The organism is Lysinibacillus sp. RS10 (assembly GCF_041956855.1).
GTDB lineage: Bacteria > Bacillota > Bacilli > Bacillales_A > Planococcaceae > Lysinibacillus > Lysinibacillus xylanilyticus_A.
The window spans coordinates 3,693,305-3,715,279 of record NZ_CP167122.1 but is presented as its reverse complement, the minus strand read 5'-3'; the positions used below and the strand labels follow the sequence as shown (position 1 = coordinate 3,715,279).

The window sequence follows — 21,975 nt, the reverse complement described above, 5'->3', positions numbered from 1 at the left end:
GACACAACGATCTGTACATCGAAATTGAGGTGACAAACTATGTCTCTACGCTCAAACCGTGTCGCTGAGCAAATGAAAAAAGAGCTTGGTGATATTATTGGACGTAAAATAAAAGATCCGCGTGTTGGTTTCGTTACTGTTACTGGTGTTGAGGTAACAGGTGATTTACAGCAAGCGACCATTTATATTACAACTCTAGGCAATGAACGTGAAAAAGAGGAAACACTAAAAGCTTTAGTAAAGGCTTCTGGTTTCATTCGCTCAGAAATCGGTACACGAATCCGTTTACGTCGTACACCAGAACTAATCTTTGAATTCGATTCATCGATTGAATATGGGAACCGTATTGATTCATTGCTACGTAATTTACACAAAGAATAAGCCTAACATAAAAAGTCTGCCAAATGCATGTTTATGCAGGCAGACTTTTTACATTCATAGAAATGCTATTGCAGATTTTTCTTAGATAAAATGAAGCACAAAATTAAATATACGAAAAACAAATTGATTTTAGGAGGAAATTTATGAACGGTATTTTACCGCTGTGGAAGGAACGTGGCATGACGAGTCATGATTGCGTCTTTAAATTGCGAAAAATTTTACGTACTAAAAAAGTAGGACATACAGGCACGCTTGACCCAGGTGTAGAGGGCGTTCTTCCGATTTGTATAGGGCAAGCAACACGTATTGCAGAATATTTAACGGATGCAGGAAAAACCTATGAAGCCGTGATTTCAATTGGACGTACAACAACAACTGAGGATGCAGAAGGAGAAACGGTTGAGCAAGATCATACGATTAAAAAGTTCACTCGTACTCAATTGCAAGAAGTTTTAGCTTCGTTAACAGGTGTCATTACTCAAACACCACCAATGTTTTCAGCGGTCAAAGTAAATGGTAAACGCCTCTACGAATATGCTCGAAAAGGCGAAATAGTAGAAAGACCTTCACGTCAGGTTACTATTTATGCATTAGAGTTGCTAGAAGATGTAGAGATATATGAAGGTCAAGACATTATATTTCCAGTCCGAATAGCATGTAGTAAAGGGACGTATATTCGTACACTAGCTGTGCAAATTGGAGAAGCACTTGGCTATCCTGCACATATGAAAGAGCTCGTACGCACAGCCTCAGGTACATTTACGCAAGAAAATTGCTTTACATTGGCGCAAGTTGCTGAGCTGATGGAGGCTGAACAAATCGATACATGCATTTTACCAGTTGAGTATGCACTAACAGATTATCCATACATTGAGATCACTTCTGCCAATGAAAAAGAAATTTTCAATGGACAAGTACTTCCCGCAGATGCATTATTAAAGATACATGATAAAATTGTTTTTGGAATCAATGGGAAAGCAATTGCGGTGTATCAAGCCCATCCTACAAAGGAAGGGTTTATGAAGCCACATAAGATGTTTCCGACGATAGAGTAGGAGGATTTTTTGTATGGAGGTCATTCATTTAAAATACCCACATCAACTACAGCAACGAGAAAGCATGCAGCCGTATTCATTGGCACTTGGCTTTTTTGATGGTGTACATAGAGGGCATCAGGCAGTTATTAAAGCAGCGAAGGAAGAAGGAGACAAGCGTCAAATTCCAACAGCTGTTATGACATTCGATCCACATCCTTCTGTAGTGCTAGGCGGACGTAACGAAAAGGTTTTTTATATTACGCTACTACAGCAGAAATTACAGCTTTTTGAAGAACAAGGTGTAGATACAGTATTTGTTGTACATTTCACATCTGATTTTGCAAAGCTCTCACCTGTTGCATTTATTGATACATTTATTCGTGGGTTGAACATCCAACATGTTACAGCTGGCTTTGATTATTCTTTTGGTTCTTTTGGTAAAGGCACAATGGAAGATATGCGTACATTGAGTAATGGCGATTATGGTGTGACGGTTGTTGACAAGAAAACTGACAACATCGAAAAAATTAGCTCTACACGTATCCGTAAGCTTTTGCAAGAGGGAGATATGGAAGAAGCAAGATTGCTTTTAGGACGACCATTTGAAATTACGGGTATCGTTGTCCATGGTGATAAGCGAGGACGTACAATAGGTTTCCCAACTGCAAATGTTCAAGCATTAGAGGGTACTTATATTCCAGCAAGCGGTGTGTATGCGGTTCGTTTACTTGTCCAAAATAATTGGTATGATGGTGTATGTAATGTAGGCTATAAACCAACATTTAAAGATCCAAACGACAAGCAATTGTCCATCGAAGTCCATATATTAAACTTCGAAAAAAATATCTACGGTGAAGAAGTGCATGTCGCTTGGTATAAACGTATAAGAAGTGAAAGAAAATTCGATGGTATTGAAGCTTTGAAAGCACAAATCGAAAAAGATAAACAAGAAGCGATTGAATATTTTAAGGTTATTACCAAAAGTTAAAGCGTATACCATGAATATAAGTTGATTGGAGTGGAGGCTGGGCGACTCCTTGGGGATCAGCGAATAGAGGAACGAAGGCTAAAAGCATCACGTCCTGTGATAACGCCTTCGTGACCTACATCGTGTAGGCCCAAGCGGCTCATCGGACGCCCAAAGCCGGAACGGAAACCAACCCCACTTTATGGTGATGAGTCATATTTTATTGAGTTAATGCACATTAAAACTACTTTAACATATGACTAGGATGACGTTAACGCTTGCTTGACCTATTGATTTATGGTAACATTCATAAGTGCATAATATGCTTAACCTTAGCTCGGTATATCGATGACTCCAACGTTTACTGTGCTAATGGGGATTAAAAATTATTTAGGAGGTCCATACAAATGGCTATTTCAAAACAACGTAAAAATGAACTTATTGCTGAGTTCCGTACTCACGAAAGTGACACTGGTTCTCCAGAAGTACAAGTTGCAGTATTAACAGAGGAAATTAACGCTCTAAACGCTCACTTACGTACACACAAAAAAGATTTCCACTCTGAGCGTGGTCTTCTTAAAATGGTAGGTCGTCGTCGTCACTTATTAAAATATCTTCGTGAAACTGACGTACAACGTTACCGTGAACTAATCACTCGTTTAGGCTTACGTCGCTAATTGTCATCGAAAAGCGGGATTAATCCCGCTTTTTCTTTATGTTTAATAAACTTTATTATTGAGAAAAAAAGCATATATGACATTAATTTTAAGCAAAAGAACACTGTTCCAATAAAATACAGAAATAAATCCTAAATAAATTGGCAATAACTGAATTTAAATGTATGATTATTTCATGAAATATTTAGCATAGAACAAGCATTTTTGGTACACTTACTATTAGTACATACAGACGAAGTAAGTGTTTTTATAATAGAGAGGGGTTCATTGAATGAACGAAAAGAAAGTCTATTCCTATGAATGGGCTGGCCGTCCACTTGTAATTGAAGTTGGACAGTTAGCAAAACAAGCAAATGGGGCCGTATTAGTACGCTATGGTGATACATCTGTACTTTCAACAGCAACAATGTCAAAATCACCGAAACCACTTGATTTCTTCCCATTAACAGTAAACTACGAAGAACGTTTATATGCAGCAGGTAAAATTCCTGGTGGCTTTATTAAGCGTGAAGGACGTCCATCTGAAAAAGCAATACTAGCAAGCCGTTTAATTGACCGTCCAATTCGTCCGATGTTCCCAGACGGTTTCCGTAATGAAGTACAAGTGATTTCAATGGTTATGTCTAACGATTCGGATTGCACGTCTGAAATGGCTGCAATGCTTGGTTCATCATTAGCGTTAGCTATCTCGGATATTCCATTCGACGGACCGATTGCAGGTGTACAAGTTGGATATATTGACGGTAAATTTATTGTGAACCCAACAGTGGAACAATCTAATCAATCAACAGTCCATTTATCTGTAGCAGGTAACAAGGATGCTATCAACATGGTTGAAGCAGGTGCACTAGAAGTACCGGAAGAAATAATGCTAGAAGCCATTATGTTCGGTCATGAAGAAATCAAAAAAATTATTGCTTTCCAAGAGCAAATTGTTGCAGAAGTAGGGAAAGAAAAATTACCAGTAACATTATTTGAAATTGATGAAGCGATTCAATCAGATATAAAAGCAGCTTGTGAGACTGACATGCATGATGCTATTCAAACTGCTGAAAAACATGCACGTGATATGGCTATTCAAGCGGTAAAAGACCGTGTTATTGCTTCTTATGAAGAGCAAGAAGCGGATGAAGTAACAATGAAGCAAGTTTATACAATGCTAGATAAAATGGTTAAAGACGAAGTACGTCGTCAAATCACAGAAGATAAGGTTCGTCCAGATGGTCGTAAGTTAGACGAAATCCGTCCACTTTCTTCTGAAACAGGCTTATTGCAACGTACTCACGGTTCAGCATTATTTACGCGTGGACAAACACAAGCCCTTTCTATTTGTACATTAGGTGCACTTGGTGATGTACAAATTATCGACGGTTTAGGTGTGGAAGAATCAAAACGCTTTATGCATCACTATAACTTCCCGCAATTCTCTGTAGGGGAAACTGGACCAATTCGTGGACCAGGTCGTCGTGAAATCGGTCATGGTGCACTAGGAGAACGTGCTCTTGATGCGGTTATTCCAGATGAATCTGTATTCCCATATACAATCCGTTGTGTATCAGAAGTACTTGAGTCAAACGGTTCTACATCACAAGCTTCTATCTGTGCTTCAACGTTAGCGATGATGGATGCTGGTGTTCCATTAAAAGCACCTGTAGCAGGTATTGCAATGGGTCTTATTAAAAAAGGCGAACATTACTCTATTTTAACTGATATTCAAGGTATGGAAGACCACCTTGGAGATATGGACTTTAAAGTTGCAGGTACAGCTAAAGGTGTAACAGCACTTCAAATGGACATTAAAATTGATGGTTTATCACGCAATATTTTAGAAGAAGCATTAACACAAGCTAAAATTGGCCGTATGCATATTTTAGAATCAATGATTGCTACTCTTGCACAACCACGTGAAAAATTATCTGCATTTGCACCGAAAATTGTAATCGTGAAAATTAATCCTGATAAAATTCGCGATGTCATCGGACCTGGTGGTAAACAAATTAACAAAATTATTGAAGAAACTGGCGTAAAAATTGATACAGAGCAAGATGGTACAATTTATATCTCTTCTGCAGATGAAGAAATGAACGCTCGTGCAAAACAAATTATCGAAGATATCGTACGTGAAGCAAAAGTTGGCGAGTATTATTTATCAACAGTTAAACGTATTGAAAAATTCGGTGCGTTCTGTGAAATATTCCCAGGTAAAGATGGCTTACTTCACATCTCTGAAATTCAAGAGGAACGTACAAAACAAGTTGAAGATGTATTGAAACTTGGCGATCAATTACTTGTAAAAGTTATTGAAATAGACAAGCAAGGTCGTGTGAATTTATCTCGTAAAGTAGTTATACAAGAGGAAAAAGAACGCGCTGAGCAAGATAAATAAAAAATTGTAGAAAAGGCTGCGTATAATGCGTAGTCTTTTTTAAATCAAGCAATGTTGATAGGGGGAGATTTTTTGGTACAAGTACATACATGTCAGAATGGTGTGCGTATTGTCTCTGAGCAAATCGATCATGTAAGGTCTGTTGCGCTGGGTATTTTTGTTAATGCGGGATCTCGTTATGAGCTGCCTGAGGAAAATGGCATTACACATTTTATAGAACATATGCTTTTTAAAGGGACTAAAACTAGAACAGCTCGTCAAATTGCTGAAGAATTTGACCGAATTGGTGGGGAGTTAAATGCCTTTACATCCAAAGAAAACACTTGTTATTATGCAAAGGTTTTAGACCATCATGCTGAGCTTGCAGTCGCAATATTAGCAGATATGTTCTTTAATTCTACGTTTGCAGAGGAAGAATTAGAGAAAGAACGACAAGTTGTGCTAGAAGAAATATTAATGAGTGAAGATGCACCTGATGACGATGTCCATGAAAAACTATGGGAAGTTATGTATCCAAACGATGCACTCGGTCGTCCGATATTGGGCACTGCGGCTACTTTAAAAACATTTACAGCAGATATGATACGTAACTATATGGCTAAACATTATGGTCCAGAATCAGTTGTTATTTCAATAGCGGGAAATATCTCTGCAAAGCTCATCCAAACGATTGAAGATCTATTTGGCCATTATCAGCCATCTCCACTTGCTGTTGCACCTGTGTTAACGAATCCTCAATTTTATCCTGGAGAGATTTCAAAAACTCGCGATACAGAGCAAGCGCATTTAGCCATTTCTTATCCAGCTATGGGTGTAAAAGATCCAGATATGTATAGCTTTATTGCACTTAATAATATTATTGGTGGTAATATGAGTTCTCGTTTGTTCCAAGAAGTACGCGAAGAACGTGGTTTAGCCTATTCAATATTTTCTTACCAATCTTGTTATGCAGATGTTGGCGCATTTACGATTTATGGTAGTACAAGTCGTCAGCAATTATCACAGCTTCAGCATACAATTGATGCGACATTACTTGATATCGTGGCAGGTGGCGTAACAGAGGAAGAACTGGATAATGCGAAAGAGCAACTTAAGGGGAGTTTTGTGCTCGGTCTAGAGGGGACAGGATCGCGTATGAATCGCAACGGTACAAGTGAATTAGTGCATCGTAGACATCGATCAGTAGACGAAGTATTAGCGTCAATCGATGCAGTCTCAATGGAATCAGTCGATCGTTTAATAGCAAAAATCTTGAAAGCTGAGCCAGCCATTTCAATTATTGGCCCTGAAGCTTAAAAAAGGTTGCCCATTTAGGCAACCTTTTTTCGTTAAGGAAACTATAGATTTTTTGCTTGTGGATATATCAAAGGCTCCATTACGCTTTCTTATTATAGCGTGCTCTGGTATTTCGTTTAGTTCCTCATTACTTCCTTTAAATATGCCGTACTCACAAATCAGTACCATCTTTACTTTCATAATTGGGTCTAGTCCACTTGTTAGTTCATCTAAAAATAGTAGCTTTGGATGAAGTGACAGTGCTAATGCAATGGACAGCTTCATCCTCATTCCTCGAGATAATTCTCTTGCCTTTTTCCTCTCTAGAATTTTAAATTGTGCTAATCGCTCAAAATAATGTCTGAATCCCACGTTTTAAATACTTTTTTCGTAATTTGTCGAGTTGCGTCACATTGAGCGCTTCAAGTACATGAAAATCGTCAAAAACCACACCGATGTCGTTTTTTATCGATAATTCATGTTCGACAACATCCTTACTAATTAGCAAAATTTCGGCATTTTCTATTTTTAGTAAATTCCAGCATCATTTCGTACTTTGGGTAGGGGTCACGAATTGCAAAAACTCGGCATATATTGAGGTAATGGTTCAAGGAGGGAGATGAGGCATGTTACTATCAGAGATGGTGGATAAAGAGTTAATTCAAGTTGAAGGTGGCGTACACTTTGGCATACTGGCACATACGGAATGTCTCCTAGATGTGCAAACAGGAAAGATACATGGCTTTGAGATTGTTAAAGATAAATTGCCATTCCAAAAAAAGAAAGTGAAAGTTAGTGAAATGATCCCTTGGCATGAAATTATACTAATTGGTGAAGATCGGATTTTATTTAACAAAACAACGACGGTACAGTCAGAATTTTTACAGTGAGGTGAGCTTTTGAAAAACGAAAAATGGCTTGTTATCGGTGAAGATCTAAGATTAAAGGAATTAGCTACAATGCTAAGAAGCCCATCGAGAACTGTATTTTATAAAAGAACGTCAGTTTGGAATGAGGAGTTAAATAAGCTTGTATTAGAATTCCAACCAAATAGGATTATTCTGCCTATTCTCCCACTAAAAATTGAAGTAGAGCAACTATATGGCATATCCCAAGTTAAATTTTATACAGGGCGTTTGACGATGCATTGGAAGCATTTACTTGAGAAAAATGAAACAAATTGCTATTTACAGCAAGAATCTTTTATTTGGCAAAATGCCAGATTAACAGCGGAGGGATTTATCGCCACGTTTTACGGTCTTGAGCAGAAATGTATTTACGGACAAAACTTTACGATCGCAGGGTTTGGGCGCACCGCCAAAATGCTCGCATCTTTACTCGTTAAGATGGGTGCTAATGTCCATATTGTAGCGCGTTCGGTTGTACAAGTGAGTGAAGCAAAAGCATATGGTTATAGAGCTACGAATTTAGATGATCGCGAGTGGTCAATTAGTGATGGAATTTTTATAAATACAATTCCAGCTAAGTGGATTACTGAATCATTCCAAGAGCATGTCCCGACTGTGCTATATGATTTGGCTTCTGAGCCTGGATGTTTAGATATAGACGCTGATCAACTACAAACGTACGTGCTATTGCCGTCATTACCCGGGAAATACTTTGCACATGATGCGGCTACAATACTGTGCAAGGCAATAGAGGAGGAAGAAAATTGTTAACGGGGAAACGAATTGGTTTAGGTATTACAGCCTCGCACTGTACGTATGAGGATGTAGTACCTAAAATTCAAAACTTTATAGATGCAGGGGCAACAGTTATCCCAATCATTACGCACTCCGTTTTACATGCGGCTACGCGTTTTGGTACTGGGGAAGAGTGGATTGCAAAAATAGAAGAATTGACTGGTGAAAAGGTTATTTCTTCTATTAAAGAGGCAGAACCATTCGGACCATCTAATCCACTTGATGCGATGGTTATAGCACCAATGACAGGCAATAGTATTAGTAAATTTGCTAATGCAGCAACAGATAGCCCGGTGTTAATGGCTGCTAAGGCAACGTTGCGTAATGGTTCGCCTGTTATTCTAGGCATTTCAACAAATGATGCTCTTGGCTTAAATGGCTTGAATATTATGAAACTGCTAAATACCAAAAACATTTACTTTATTCCATTTGGGCAGGACTCACCACATTCAAAACCCAATTCTTTGATTGCTGATTTTGAACAAATGGTCGGCACTGTTCACGAAGCTATTACTGAGAAAAAGCAATTACAACCCCTGTTGATACAATATTTAAAATAATTCATGAATTACACACAATTTTCAGTATTTTTATGATACAATAGCACACATTATGTAACTTGTACTCAAGGAGAGATGATAGATGACAAAGCAGTTAACAGTTGCAGTGGTTGGGGCAACAGGAGCAGTAGGAACAAAAATGATGGAGCAACTAATTAAACGTAATTTTCCAATCGGAGATATAAAGTTTTTAGCTTCTGCTCGTTCAGCAGGAAAAACAATCGAGTTTAATGGTAAGACCTATACAATAGAAGAAGCGACACCTGAAGCTTTTGAGGGCGTGAATGTCGCTTTATTCTCAGCTGGTGGTTCGGTCTCAGCCGTGCTAGCACCAGAAGCGGCAAAACGCGGTGCAGTAGTGATCGATAATACGAGCCATTTCCGCATGGATCCAGAAGTGCCACTAGTTGTACCTGAAGTAAATCGAGGTGATCTTGCTAAGCATAAAGGAATTATTGCGAATCCAAACTGCTCTACCATTCAAATGATGGCAGCACTTGAGCCTATTCGTAATGCATTTGGCTTAACAAAAATTATCGTATCGACATACCAAGCAGTTTCAGGTGCAGGTGTTTCTGCTATTCAGGAATTAAAGGCACAAAGTGAAAACTGGGATGCAGGTAAGGATGTAGCAGCAAATATTTTGCCTTCTGGTAGTGACAAACGTCATTATCCAATCGCTCGTAATGTCATTCCGCAAATTGATAAATTTACAGACAATGGCTTTACATATGAAGAAATGAAGATGATTAATGAAACGAAGAAAATCTTGCATGCACCAGAACTTAAAGTAGCTGCAACTTGCGTTCGTGTGCCAGTCGTTTCAGGACATTCTGAATCTGTTTATATTGAGTTAGAAAAAGAAGCAACGGTACAAGAGATTTTTGAAGTATTACGCAGTGCACCAGGTGTGATATTACAAGATGATATTGCAACACAAACTTACCCAATGCCTATCTATGCAGAAGGGGAAGATGCTACTTTTGTAGGACGTATCCGTCAAGATTTAGACAACAAAAAAGGATTCCACCTATGGATCGTTTCCGACAATCTTTTGAAAGGCGCTGCATTGAACTCAATCCAAATTGCAGAAGCATTGCTTGAGGATAACTTACTATAAGAGGGGTGTAAGGATGAATTTAGGTCGAATTGGTACGGCGATGATTACGCCGTTCAAAGAAGATGGCACGATTAATTATCCAGAACTAGAACGTATTATTAATCATTTGATTGATAATGGTACAGATTGTATTGTTGCATGTGGCACAACCTCTGAGAATCCAACTATGTCCACAGAAGAAAAAATTGAAGTTGTACGCTTTACAGTAGAAAAAGTAGCTGGTCGTGTACCCGTTATTGCAGGTACAGGGGATAACGAAACTGCTTACTCTATTGCAATGACGCACAAGGCTGAAGAGAATGGTGCAGATGGTATTATGCTTGTAGCACCATATTATAATAAGCCAAATCAACGTGGTATTTTTGCACACTTTGAAACAATTGCTAAGGAAACAAGTTTACCTGTCATGCTGTATAATGTGCCAGGACGCACAGGCGTTAATGTTGCCTATGAAACATCCGTTGCTTTAAGTAAAATTCCTAATATTGCTTGGATTAAAGAAGCGAGCGGCAATTTAGTTCAAATGGGCGATATTATTGAAAATGTTGATTCAGAAGATAATTTCTTAGTGTATAGTGGGGATGATGGTTTAACACTTCCACTACTAGCAATTGGCGGAGCAGGCATTATTTCAGTGGCTGCCCATGTTGTTGGAAACGATATGCAATTAATGATTAAAGCGTTTGAAGAAGGTAATCACGAGCTAGCAGCCAAAATTCACCGAGCATTACTACCACTTGTACGTGCGCTGTTCGCACAACCAAACCCTTCGCCTGTAAAATATGCGATGACCAAATTAGGCTTTGATACAATCAATGTTCGTCTGCCAATGATGGAAATGACGGATGAAGAAAAAGCAAACTTTGACCGAATTTGGGATACGTATCAAGAAAAGGCGAGAAGCTTTAGAAAAATAAGTAGCTTTAGCTAAATTGTAATTGGGGCTAATTCATATTAGCCCCTTAAGACTTTAGACAAACTTGAAATTTAGGCTTGTCTAAAGTCTTTTTTCTTTTTAGGAATAGGACGTGAAAATCGCTCAAGCAACGGCGGAATTTGCTTGGGTAGAAAGAGACCAGCTCAAGTAACATCAAAAACCGCTCAGGCGCTAGTACCATCTATGCAAAAGTATATGAACATCCTAGCAATGATAAATCCCGCCTGCTTTAAATGGTTTTTGCATTTAAAAGACAAAATTTAGACCCTTCACTACACTATATCCTCACATTCATTTCCACCTAATGGTAATATAATTTCACAATTATTTTCTGTTCCCATTACAAAACATGTATTTTTAATTTGTGCAAAAGCTTTGCAAATCGTATAATGAATGTTAAGTGGTTGCTGTTCGGGATATTTTTTAGGAGGAAATAAATTGACAAAAAAGAAAAATGAATTAATTCGCATCATCCCACTTGGTGGCGTGGGCGAAATTGGAAAAGCAATGTACGTAGTAGAAATTGATGAAGAGCTATTTGTAGTCGATAGCGGCTTAATGTTCCCTGAAGACGAAATGTTGGGCATTGATATCGTCATTCCAGATATTGCGTACTTGGAGGAAAATAAAGATCGTGTAAAAGGGATTTTCTTAACGCATGGTCATGAAGATGCAATTGGCTCGATTGCCTACGTATTACAAAAATTGAAAGCGCCAGTGTACGGGTCAAAATTAACAATTGCACTTGCAAAAGAACATTTAAAGGATTTACCTGCACCACATCAGGTGAAATTCTTTGAGGTTACAAACCGTAGTCGTATGAATTTTAACTCAACGTATGTGACATTCTTCCATACAACACATAGTATTCCCGATTCGTTAGGGGTAGTGTTCCATACATCTGAAGGAGCAATTGTTCATACAGGTGAGTTTAAATTCGATCAATCAGCGACAGGTAAATTTAAGCCTGATTTAGCAAAAATGGCACAGTTAGGGGAAGAGGGCGTATTTATTCTGCTATCTGAGTCGTGTGAAGCTGAGCGACCAGGTTATACGACATCTGAGATTGTGATTGAAGAGCAATTATCAAAAACATTCCATTCAGCGCCAGGTCGTATTTTAGTTGCCGTTTATGCATCGAATTTTATTCGTATTCAACAAGTATTTACACAAGCTCAAAAATCGTTCCGTAAAGTAGCCATTGTAGGAAAACCTTTAGAGAAAGCTGTGGATTTAGGTGTACAGCTAGGCTACTTAACGGTAGAGGAAGATACAATCATCCCTATCTCAGAAATGCAAAAGTATCAAGATGATGAGATTATTATTATAGCAACAGGTAATAAAGGGGAGCCACTTGATGCATTAGAAAAAATTGTCCGTAAACATCACCGAGACATTAAAATTAAGAAAAATGATACAGTATTAATTACTTTTACACCATCTCCAGGTATGGAAGTTCAGATGGCTAATACGATGAACTCCATCGCAAAAGCAGGTGCTGAAATTCTGACATCTAGCAAAAATGTACATGTGTCAGGTCACGGTAGCCAAGAGGATTTAAAGTTAATGCTTAACTTAATGCAACCAAAGTACTTTATCCCTGTGCAAGGTGAATACCGCATGCTGATTGCTCACTCTAAGCTTGCTCAACAGCTAGGTATGCAAAAATCACAAATTTTTATCGCTGATAAAGGTGATATTGTAGAGTACAAAAATGGTAAAATGCGAATGAGTGGTCGTGTACAAGCTGGTAATGTTTTGATAGACGGTATTGGTGTTGGCGATGTAGGTAACATTGTACTACGCGATCGTAAGTTATTATCACAAGATGGTATTTTCATTGTTGTAGTAACATTAAATCGTGCTCAAAAGAAAATTGCATCTGGTCCAGAAATTTTATCGCGTGGTTTCGTATATGTACGTGAATCAGAGGAATTAATGGTGGAAGCTTCTGATATTGCTAAAAATGTTATTGAAAAATACGTGGGTAAAGATACGTTTGAATGGACAAACATAAAACAAGAAATTCGAGATACACTGAATACGTATTTATTCCAAAAAACAAAGCGCCGCCCAATGATTATCCCAATCATTATGGAATATTAAAAATAACTCATCGTTGAAGCTTTGAGTAAGAAATGAATGAAAAAGGATTTTCTAGCCGAATGTGAACGGTGGAAAATCCTTTTTTTGGCCCATTACTAAAAGTTGGGGATTGTATTTGTCGTCACAGAAAACATATGTTGCCCCGACGACCACAGGAAAATACCTAGCCTGAACGGAAATCAACCCCACTTTATAGTAATGAGCCTTTTTTTTGAAATAATCAAGTTCTACATGTTATTATTCGCTACATATATAGAATGGACTGCAAAGAAGGTGGAATAGATGGCGACTAGTAAAAAGCGAAAAATTACTAAAGGAAAAGCAACAACAGAAAAAAAAGAAATGCACCCGCTTATGTATGAAATTTTAGGACTCATCTTAATTGCGTTTGCGGTTATTATGATTTTTGAATATGGCATGATTGGACGTGTCCTGCAAACAATAGCAATGTTCCTTTTTGGAAATATACATTTTGCTGTGCCATTTATGCTTATATTTATTGCACTGTTGCTTATGATTGGTCGAAAAAAAGTAAGCATGAAGGATCGTCTAATATTAGGTATGCTCCTAATCGTTATGAGTTTAACCATTTTTAGTCATGGTATTCTTTTTGAACAATTATCGAAATCTGGTGGTTTATTATCAGATTCTGTTTTGCGAGAGTCTTGGCGAATTTTAATTAATACAGAGGGTGTCATTCATCGAAGTGATGCACTTGGTGGTGGTATGATGGGTGCACTGTTATTTAGTGCGCTACATGTATTATTTGAGGCAACAGGAGCGAAGGTCGTCGCGTGGGTTATTTTCTTTATTGGGTTAATTTTAGTAACAGGAAAGGCGCTTGTTCCATATTTAGCGGAAAAAATGCCCGACCTTTTTGGCAAATGGCAAAAGAAAAATCGTGAAAAGAAAAAAAATGTGCCAAAGAAACCTAAAAATCGTCGTTCAAAAGTAGAAAGCAAGGATGAAATTGCTGCTGTCAATCAGACACCTGAGATACATGAGGAAGAAGAGGAAGAGGTTTCTCATGAACCAATTATTTCTGCTTTTACTCAAAATGTATCCCATGAACGAGAAGTATTTGCAACTGCTGAAAATGAAGATGTTGAACATGGAGAGATAGTTGATGATGTCCATATTGAAGGGGCAGATGCTGTAGAAAATGCAGATTATCAACTTCCTTCGTATAGTTTATTACAATTACCACCACAACATGACCAAAGTGGTGAATATTCTGTTATTCAAGCAAATGCAAAAAAACTTGAGCAAACATTGCAAAGCTTTGGTGTAAAGGCCAAAGTAACGCAAGTTCATTTAGGTCCGGCTGTAACGAAATACGAGATATTACCAGATGTGGGCGTAAAAGTGAGTAAAATTGTAAACTTACAAGATGATCTTGCCTTAGCACTTGCCGCGAAGGATATTCGTATGGAGGCACCTATTCCTGGAAAGTCTGCAATCGGCATTGAAGTACCGAATAGTGAGGTAGCCATTGTTACACTGCGTGAAGTGTTAGAATCTAAAGATGGAGCAAAGCCGGAAGCGTTATTGCAAGTCGCATTTGGTCGTGATATTACAGGGCAAGCGGTACTTGCAGAGCTTAATAAAATGCCGCATTTACTTGTTGCAGGTTCAACGGGCAGTGGGAAAAGTGTGTGTATAAATGGTATTATCGTGTCCATACTAATGCGTACGAAACCTCATGAAGTAAAACTCATGATGATTGACCCAAAGATGGTGGAATTAAACGTCTATAACGGAATTCCGCATCTACTGGCACCAGTAGTTACAGATGCACGCAAAGCGTCTCAGGCACTAAAGAAAGTAGTGTCAGAAATGGAACGCCGCTACGATTTATTTTCTCATACAGGTACACGTAATATTGAGGGTTATAATGGCCATGTACAAAAGGTAAATGAGCAAACTGATGAAAAACATCCGAAATTACCTTATATTGTGGTAATTGTAGATGAGTTAGCGGACTTAATGATGGTTGCATCCGGTGATGTTGAGGATTCTATTACACGTTTAGCACAAATGGCACGTGCTGCAGGGATTCATTTAATAATTGCAACTCAACGACCAAGTGTAGATGTCTTGACAGGTGTTATTAAAGCAAATATTCCTTCGCGCATTGCCTTTGCAGTATCGTCAGCAATTGATTCAAGAACGATATTAGATATGGGGGGAGCAGAGCGTTTACTCGGTCGAGGAGATATGCTGTTTTTACCTGCCGGTGCATCTAAACCAAAAAGGGTGCAAGGTGCCTTTTTATCAGATCAAGAAGTTGAATCGGTCGTTAATTTTGTTATAGAACAGCAAAAGGCGCAGTATCAGGAAGAGATGATACCGACCGAAGAAGAAACCATTTTAGAGGAAACGGATGAGTTATTTGATGAAGCTGTGCAATTAGTGGTAAGTATGCAGACAGCTTCTGTTTCCATGTTGCAGCGACGCTTCCGTATCGGCTATTCAAGAGCTGCGCGTATTGTTGATCAAATGGAACAACGCGGTATTGTCGGGCCTTCTGAGGGTAGTAAACCTCGTCAAGTGCTCATTCATCAATATGATAATTAACACAAAAATAATGACAAATTAGTGGATAATATTGTATTTTTGTCTATTAATTTGAAAAGGTTGTGGAGAAAGGGTGAATTCTATAACAGATTTTATTTAAAACTGTTTATTTCATTCTGCAAAAATGTTATATTTATGAACGATTAGTAGGAATGTTGTACATCAGATGTCTGATCTCTGATTTTGGTGGTGATATATGTGACTATTAAAGCAGATCATCGTCATCTCTATCTTCAAGTAATTGATCGTTTAAAGTCTGACATTGATACAGGCGTTTTTAAAGAAAATGAAAAACTGCCTTCAGAGTTTGAATTATCGAAATCACTAGGAGTAAGTCGAGCAACACTTAGAGAAGCGCTACGGCTGTTGGAAGAAGAAAATGTCATAGTGCGTCGACATGGGGTGGGGACGTTTGTAAACCCTAAGCCATTGTTTACATCAGGTATCGAGCATTTATCGAGCATTTCTTCTATGATCGAGTCAGCAGGTATGGAACCCGGTTCCCGCTTTTTAAAAGCGACGGAAAACATACCTTCTGAGGAAGATTTAAAACGCTTCCAATGTGATGGCGGAGATAAAATACTCACGATTGAACGTGTCAGAACAGCAGATGGTGAACCAGTAGTATACTGCATTGACAGACTACCTGCAAGCTTTCTGCCAACTGACTTTGTAGAAAAAAAAGAAGTTTCACTTTTCTCGGCACTTGAACAATCCGGTAAAATTCATGTTGCCTATGCTGTGACATATATTGATCCAGTTGGGTATCATGAGCAAGCATCACCGATTTTAAATTGTGGCCGTGAAACAGCTCTTTTAGTATTAAAGCAGTTGCACTACGATGATCATGATCAAGTAGTGTTATATTCAAAAAATTATTTCAGAGCTGATAAATTCAGCTTCCATGTAGTTCGTAAACGGGTGTAGAACATTTCTAAATATTTTTCCTGCTAATTACATTACCTTTGGGGGGTTATCAAAATGAAAAAACGTAAATTTGGCTTAGTATTAACATCAGTTTTAGCAGCTAGTGCAATCCTAGGTGCATGTGGTGCGAAAGACGAAGAAAAACCTGCAAAAGAAAATGAAAATGCAACATCAGGCGAAAACAACAAAGAAGAAGCGTTCTCAGTAGCAATGGTTACTGACGTAGGTGGCGTTGATGATAAATCATTCAACCAATCTGCTTGGGAAGGTGTTCAAGCTTACGGCAAAGAACACGGCCTAGAAAAAGGTGATGGTGGTTTCGACTACTTACAATCAAAAACAGACGCAGATTATGAAACAAACTTAAATAACTTAATACGTCGTGACTTCGATTTAGTTTATGGTATCGGTTTCATGATGGCTGACGCAGTTGAAGCTATTGCTACAGAAAACCCAGATAACAATTTTGCATTAATCGATGCTGAAGTAAAAGCAGATAACGTTGTTAATGTAATGTTCAAAGAGCAAGAAGGATCTTTCTTAGCTGGTGTAGCTGCTGCAAAAATGTCTAAATCAGGTAAAATTGGTTTCGTAGGTGGCGTAGATATTCCAGTTATCAACCGCTTCGAGGCTGGATTTGTTGAAGGCGCAAAAGCTGTAAATCCAGATATCGAAATCCAATCAAAATACACTGGTGCATTCGATAAAGCTGATCTTGGTAAAATTACTGCAAACAGCATGTACTCTTCAGGTGTAGATGTAATCTTCCACGCTGCTGGTGCAACTGGTAACGGTGTATTCTCTGAGGCAAAAGAACGTAAGAAAAAAGATCCTAATGCAAATGTATGGGTAATTGGTGTAGACGCTGACCAATACGAAGAGGGTAAAGTTGACGATAAAACAAATGTAACTTTAACTTCTATGTTAAAAGGTGTTAACACAGCAGTAATAGATATTTCTAATAAAGCGAAAAATGGTGAATTCCCAGGTGGTCAAACGCTTACTTATGGTTTAGCTGAAGACGGCGTGAAACTTGCGGATTCTCGTGGTGCAATCCCAGCAGATGTTCAAGCTGTCATTGACGAATATAAAGAAAAAATTGCTAAAGGTGAAATTAAAGTTCCAGAAAAAGTGAAAAAATAATTCATCTTTTGATCATCATAAGGGGCTTTTAGAAGACCCTTATGATGATTTTTCAATCTATCGTTATATTTCGACTATTTGCAATACTCAATTAGACTATATTTTTATTTACCATAGAGGTAGTAATTTTTCTATGAGTTTATCGTAAGAATAGTAATGATGGTAACAAGTTAATAGAAGAAAGGTTTCTAACGATGACCTTTCCTGTATTAATTTTTCTTCATTCAGAAGATATCTACCTCTATTGTTGGGTTAAGATATGCGTGAGTTTATGGTTAATTGGGTTTCATAATGCCCACTGAAAGAAGATAAAACCTTTGGCTGAAGTCAATGTTATACGATGTGAAAAACGTTGGGCTAACAGTGATCATGGCTAGCATTTAGATTAGTAGACTAGTTTATTAATATCAAATTAATGTTGTCTCAAACAAATCTAAATAACATTTCAAAAACTGGACGTATTGCTTATCTGTACCAAAAGTCAAAGCGGCAGATACTAATACGCACGGCAAATTTTATTTTACAAAAGTGCCTATTAAGGGAGTGACAAATTTGGAATACGTGATTGAGATGCTAGGAATCCGAAAAGAATTCGGTGGTTTCGTGGCGAATAATAACATCACCCTCCAACTGAAAAAAGGCGAAATTCATGCATTGCTAGGCGAAAATGGTGCAGGTAAATCGACTTTAATGAACGTCCTTTTTGGTTTGTATCAACCAGAGGGTGGCGAAATTCGAGTTCGTGGGAAGGCTGTAAAAATTACAAACCCGAATGTGGCCAATGATTTAGGGATTGGTATGGTCCATCAACACTTTATGTTGGTGGAAAATTTTACAGTGACAGAGAATATTATTTTAGGTTCTGAACCTACAAAAATGGGGATTGTTAACATTAAAGATGCGGCAAAGAAAGTACAAGCACTTTCTGAAAAATATGGTTTAGATGTTGATCCATATGCCAAAATCGAAGATATTACTGTGGGGATGCAACAGCGTGTTGAAATTTTAAAAACATTATACCGCGGTGCAGAAATTTTAATCTTTGATGAACCTACTGCATCTTTAACACCACAAGAGATTACAGAGCTTATTCAGATTATGCGACGCCTAATTGAAGAGGGTAAATCTATTATTTTAATTACTCATAAGCTAAAAGAAATTATGGAAGTCTCTGACCGTGTGACGATTATCAGAAAAGGTGAAGGGATTGGAACAGTTACAACAGCTGAAACAAATCCTGACCAATTAGCGGAATTGATGGTAGGTCGTCAAGTCGAATTTAAAACTGAAAAAACAGAAGCAAAACCGACTGATGAAGTACTTGCAATTGAGAACTTGGTTGTTACTGACTACCGTAATATCGAAAAAGTAAAAGGTCTAAACTTAAAAGTTCGTAAAGGTGAAATAGTTGGTATTGCTGGTATTGACGGTAATGGACAATCCGAGTTAATCGAAGCTATTACAGGCCTACGTAAAATTAAAAGTGGTAACGTTAAACTAAATGGCAAAGATATTACAAATATGAAGCCTCGAAAAATTACAGAGGAAGGCGTTGGGCATATCCCTCAAGACCGCCATAAGCACGGTTTAGTATTAGATTTCCCAATTGGCCATAATATCGCACTGCAAACATATTACCAGTCTCCAATCGCTAAGGGCTTTGTCATGGACTACAAGAAGGTCTCTGAAAAAGCACGCCAAATTATCGAAGAGTATGATGTGCGTACTGGTAATGGTGAAATGACACCAGCACGTGCCCTTTCAGGTGGTAACCAACAAAAAGCAATTATCGGTCGTGAAATTGATCGTAATCCAGATTTATTAATTGCAGCATTACCAACGCGTGGTCTTGACGTAGGTGCTATTGAGTTTATTCACTCTCGCCTGATCGAGCAACGTGATAAAGGAAAAGCAGTACTGTTAATTTCATTTGAATTAGATGAGGTCATGAATGTTTCGGACCGCATCGCTGTTATTTATGATGGTCAAATTGTTGATGAGTTAAATCCGAAAGAAACAACAGAACAAGAGCTTGGCCTATTAATGGCAGGACAAAGTAGTAAAAATAACATGAATGGTGCGAAGGAGGGGAACGACTAATGTCAAATCGTGTCATTAATATACTCGTTCCTATCATCTCTATCATTATCGGTTTAATTGTTGGGGCTATCGTGATGGTAGTCAGCGGCTATGACCCAGTACAAGGTTATATGGCCCTTTGGACAGGTATTTTTGGAGATTCATATTCAATTGGGAACACAATTCGTCAAATAACACCGTACATCTTGGCTGGTCTTGCAGTAGCATTTGCCTTCCGTACAGGCTTATTCAACATCGGTGTTGAAGGTCAGCTAATTTTAGGTTGGCTAGCAGCAGCTTGGGTAGGATATGCATTTGAACTACCTAAAGTTATTCATTTACCATTAGCATTACTGGCGGCTGCAGCTGCTGGTGCATTTTGGGCCTTTATTGCAGGTTTCTTAAAAGCGAAATTTAAAGTTCACGAAGTAATTGCGACAATTATGTTAAACTATACTGCGCTTTATATTGCGAATGCAGTGATTAGTAAATTGTCCGACGGTGGCTTTAAAACAGAACGAATTCATGAATCGGCTTCTTTACGTTCTCCGTTTTTAAGAGAGCTTACAGACAATTCAAGTCTTCACTATGGGATCATTGTTGCACTGTTAATGGTAGTTGTTATGTGGTTCATATTAGAAAAAACAACACGTGGGTATGAGTTAAAAGCAGTAGGATTTAACAAGAATGCTGCAGAATATGCTGGTATGAGCGTTAACAAAAACATTATTTTAGCTATGACGATTTCAGGTATGTTCGCAGGTCTTGGTGGTGCGATGGAGGCACTAGGTACTTTCGGAAACGCCTCTATTAAACCAGGCTTTACTGGTATAGGTTTCGATGGTATCGCCGTGGCCTTACTTGGTGCCAACACACCACTAGGGGTAGTGTTTGGGGCTTCATTATTCGGCTCACTTAAATACGGAGCGCTAAATATGCCAAATGCTGCGGGTATTCCAGAGGAAATCGTATCTATTATTATTGCGTTAATTATTTTCTTTGTAGCATCAGGTTATATCATACGAGTAGCATTACAAAAATTGAGCAAGAAAAAGGAGGGGCAATAACATGAGCTTTTTAGAAATGTTATATTTCATCATCCCTTCTGCAATTCTTTATGCAACACCTTTAATTTTTACGGCAATCGGTGGCGTATTCTCTGAACGTTCTGGTGTAGTAAATATCGGACTAGAAGGTTTAATGATTGTTGGTGCATTTGTTGGTATTTATGTCAATTTAGAATATGCTTCAACATTCGGTGAAGCAACCATTTGGGTGGCAATGCTGGCAGCTGTCATTGTTGGAGGTATCTTCTCTCTGTTCCATGCAGTTGCTTCAATTTCCTTCCGTGCCGATCAAACGGTATCGGGGGTTGCTATCAATTTATTAGGTTTAGCAGTATCCGTATTCTTAGTAAAACTGATTTATGATAAAGGTCAAACGGATATGATAACTCAACCAATTGATCGTTTCGCTATCCCTTATTTAGAGGATATTCCATTCTTCGGTCCATTGTTATTCCAAAACGTCTACAGTACATCGATATTAGCTTTTGCTGTAGCTATTGGAGCATGGTTTATCATTTTTAAAACACCGTTTGGTTTACGTTTACGTGCTGTTGGTGAGCACCCAATGGCTGCAGATACAATGGGCGTAAAAGTTAATAAAATGCGCTATATTGCTGTAGTAATCTCTGGGGCATTAGCTGGTCTTGGTGGTGCAGTATACGCGCAAACAATTACACACGATTTCTCACATGCAACAATTGCTGGGCAAGGCTTTATGGCGATTGCGGCAATGATTTTCGGGAAATGGCATCCAATTGGTGCGCTAGGTGCAGCATTATTCTTTGGATTAGCTCAAACGTTAAGTATTGCAGGGAACCAAATTCCTTACATTCAAGAAATTCCTGCTGTATACCTACAAATTTTACCGTATGTATTAACAATCTTTGCATTAGCAGGATTTATCGGTAAAGCGAATGCACCAAAGGCTAGTGGGCAACCTTATATTAAAGGTAAACGCTAATAAAATCAGATCTATCGAGGAAGACTGGGCGAAAATGCTCAGTCTTTTTTTGTACATAGCACTAATGTTTGG

Annotated in this window: 19 protein-coding genes; 18 read left to right on the top strand and 1 reads right to left on the bottom strand. The window is 38.3% G+C overall.

The features are described from left to right. Positions 1–39: 39 nt before the first annotated feature. The 6 genes from rbfA to ACB089_RS18935 all read left to right on the top strand — a co-directional run bounded on the left by rbfA (position 40) and on the right by ACB089_RS18935 (position 6,744). Positions 40–381: a 30S ribosome-binding factor RbfA gene (gene rbfA / locus ACB089_RS18960; RefSeq protein WP_068983116.1), complete on the top strand. Its 342-nt coding sequence runs from the start codon at positions 40–42 to the stop codon at positions 379–381. A 143-nt stretch (positions 382–524) separates the two neighbouring features. Further along, positions 525–1,436, top strand: a complete 912-nt coding sequence (gene truB, locus ACB089_RS18955) for a tRNA pseudouridine(55) synthase TruB (protein ID WP_374963478.1) — start codon at positions 525–527, stop codon at positions 1,434–1,436. A 13-nt stretch (positions 1,437–1,449) separates the two neighbouring features. Continuing rightward, a complete protein-coding gene (ribF, locus tag ACB089_RS18950) occupies positions 1,450–2,406 on the top strand; it encodes a riboflavin biosynthesis protein RibF (RefSeq protein ID WP_374963476.1) in 957 nt (318 codons plus the stop codon). A gap of 386 nt (positions 2,407–2,792) precedes the next feature. Next, positions 2,793–3,062: a 30S ribosomal protein S15 gene (rpsO, locus tag ACB089_RS18945; protein WP_049668484.1), complete on the top strand. Its 270-nt coding sequence runs from the start codon at positions 2,793–2,795 to the stop codon at positions 3,060–3,062. A 271-nt stretch (positions 3,063–3,333) separates the two neighbouring features. Beyond that, positions 3,334–5,448 carry a polyribonucleotide nucleotidyltransferase gene (pnp, locus tag ACB089_RS18940; protein ID WP_374963474.1) on the top strand — a complete coding sequence of 705 codons (2,115 nt, stop codon included), beginning with the start codon at positions 3,334–3,336 and terminating at the stop codon, positions 5,446–5,448. A 72-nt stretch (positions 5,449–5,520) separates the two neighbouring features. Then, positions 5,521–6,744, top strand: coding sequence for a M16 family metallopeptidase (locus tag ACB089_RS18935; RefSeq protein WP_374963472.1), 1,224 nt, complete (start codon positions 5,521–5,523; stop codon positions 6,742–6,744). On the opposite strand, the gene ACB089_RS18930 is transcribed toward ACB089_RS18935, so the two are convergent. Beyond that, positions 6,721–7,008: a hypothetical protein gene (locus tag ACB089_RS18930; protein ID WP_374963470.1), complete on the bottom strand. Its 288-nt coding sequence runs from the start codon at positions 7,006–7,008 to the stop codon at positions 6,721–6,723. The two genes, ACB089_RS18935 and ACB089_RS18930, sit on opposite strands and share 24 nt — an antisense overlap. 341 nt (positions 7,009–7,349) lie before the next feature. On the opposite strand from ACB089_RS18930, the gene ACB089_RS18925 reads away from it, so the two are divergent. The 12 genes from ACB089_RS18925 (at position 7,350) to ACB089_RS18870 (ending at position 21,903) form a co-directional block, all read left to right on the top strand. Then, a complete protein-coding gene (locus tag ACB089_RS18925; protein ID WP_053594254.1) occupies positions 7,350–7,613 on the top strand; it encodes a sporulation protein, YlmC/YmxH family in 264 nt (87 codons plus the stop codon). A gap of 9 nt (positions 7,614–7,622) precedes the next feature. Further along, complete coding sequence (locus tag ACB089_RS18920) at positions 7,623–8,402, top strand: dipicolinate synthase (protein ID WP_368635417.1); 780 nt, start codon at positions 7,623–7,625, stop codon at positions 8,400–8,402. Next, positions 8,396–8,986, top strand: a complete 591-nt coding sequence (locus tag ACB089_RS18915; protein ID WP_368635416.1) for a dipicolinate synthase subunit B — start codon at positions 8,396–8,398, stop codon at positions 8,984–8,986. The genes ACB089_RS18920 and ACB089_RS18915 overlap by 7 nt, the downstream gene beginning before the upstream one ends. Before the next feature lie 82 nt (positions 8,987–9,068). After that, on the top strand, positions 9,069–10,106 hold the full coding sequence (locus tag ACB089_RS18910) for an aspartate-semialdehyde dehydrogenase (protein WP_374963468.1): 1,038 nt from the start codon (positions 9,069–9,071) through the stop codon (positions 10,104–10,106). 13 nt (positions 10,107–10,119) lie between these two features. Next, positions 10,120–11,037: a 4-hydroxy-tetrahydrodipicolinate synthase gene (dapA, locus tag ACB089_RS18905; protein WP_368635414.1), complete on the top strand. Its 918-nt coding sequence runs from the start codon at positions 10,120–10,122 to the stop codon at positions 11,035–11,037. Positions 11,038–11,481: 444 nt separating this feature from the next. Then, the gene (locus ACB089_RS18900; RefSeq protein WP_374963466.1) at positions 11,482–13,149 is read left to right on the top strand and encodes a ribonuclease J; all 1,668 of its coding nucleotides are present in this window, start codon (positions 11,482–11,484) and stop codon (positions 13,147–13,149) included. A 282-nt stretch (positions 13,150–13,431) separates the two neighbouring features. Continuing rightward, positions 13,432–15,726, top strand: a complete 2,295-nt coding sequence (locus tag ACB089_RS18895; RefSeq protein ID WP_374963465.1) for a DNA translocase FtsK — start codon at positions 13,432–13,434, stop codon at positions 15,724–15,726. 198 nt (positions 15,727–15,924) lie between these two features. Beyond that, positions 15,925–16,653, top strand: a complete 729-nt coding sequence (locus ACB089_RS18890) for a GntR family transcriptional regulator (protein WP_368635411.1) — start codon at positions 15,925–15,927, stop codon at positions 16,651–16,653. Between the two features lie 54 nt (positions 16,654–16,707). Continuing rightward, positions 16,708–17,796 (top strand): BMP family protein, encoded by a 1,089-nt coding sequence (locus ACB089_RS18885; RefSeq protein WP_374963463.1) that lies wholly within the window; start codon positions 16,708–16,710, stop codon positions 17,794–17,796. A gap of 552 nt (positions 17,797–18,348) precedes the next feature. Beyond that, on the top strand, positions 18,349–19,896 hold the full coding sequence (locus ACB089_RS18880; protein ID WP_374963461.1) for an ABC transporter ATP-binding protein: 1,548 nt from the start codon (positions 18,349–18,351) through the stop codon (positions 19,894–19,896). Then, complete coding sequence (locus tag ACB089_RS18875) at positions 19,896–20,942, top strand: ABC transporter permease (RefSeq protein ID WP_374963460.1); 1,047 nt, start codon at positions 19,896–19,898, stop codon at positions 20,940–20,942. The genes ACB089_RS18880 and ACB089_RS18875 overlap by 1 nt, the downstream gene beginning before the upstream one ends. Position 20,943: 1 nt before the next feature. Further along, on the top strand, positions 20,944–21,903 hold the full coding sequence (locus tag ACB089_RS18870; protein WP_374963459.1) for an ABC transporter permease: 960 nt from the start codon (positions 20,944–20,946) through the stop codon (positions 21,901–21,903). The last annotated feature ends 72 nt before the right edge of the window (positions 21,904–21,975 follow it).

Coding starts and splice junctions, on each gene's coding strand:
- rbfA (WP_068983116.1), top strand. CDS start 40: ATGTCTCTACGCTCAAACCGTGTCGCTGAGCAAATGAAAAAAGAGCTT.
- truB (WP_374963478.1), top strand. CDS start 525: ATGAACGGTATTTTACCGCTGTGGAAGGAACGTGGCATGACGAGTCAT.
- ribF (WP_374963476.1), top strand. CDS start 1,450: ATGGAGGTCATTCATTTAAAATACCCACATCAACTACAGCAACGAGAA.
- rpsO (WP_049668484.1), top strand. CDS start 2,793: ATGGCTATTTCAAAACAACGTAAAAATGAACTTATTGCTGAGTTCCGT.
- pnp (WP_374963474.1), top strand. CDS start 3,334: ATGAACGAAAAGAAAGTCTATTCCTATGAATGGGCTGGCCGTCCACTT.
- ACB089_RS18930 (WP_374963470.1), bottom strand. CDS start 7,008: ATGAAGCTGTCCATTGCATTAGCACTGTCACTTCATCCAAAGCTACTA.
- ACB089_RS18925 (WP_053594254.1), top strand. CDS start 7,350: ATGTTACTATCAGAGATGGTGGATAAAGAGTTAATTCAAGTTGAAGGT.
- ACB089_RS18910 (WP_374963468.1), top strand. CDS start 9,069: ATGACAAAGCAGTTAACAGTTGCAGTGGTTGGGGCAACAGGAGCAGTA.
- dapA (WP_368635414.1), top strand. CDS start 10,120: ATGAATTTAGGTCGAATTGGTACGGCGATGATTACGCCGTTCAAAGAA.
- ACB089_RS18895 (WP_374963465.1), top strand. CDS start 13,432: ATGGCGACTAGTAAAAAGCGAAAAATTACTAAAGGAAAAGCAACAACA.
- ACB089_RS18885 (WP_374963463.1), top strand. CDS start 16,708: ATGAAAAAACGTAAATTTGGCTTAGTATTAACATCAGTTTTAGCAGCT.
- ACB089_RS18875 (WP_374963460.1), top strand. CDS start 19,896: ATGTCAAATCGTGTCATTAATATACTCGTTCCTATCATCTCTATCATT.
- ACB089_RS18870 (WP_374963459.1), top strand. CDS start 20,944: ATGAGCTTTTTAGAAATGTTATATTTCATCATCCCTTCTGCAATTCTT.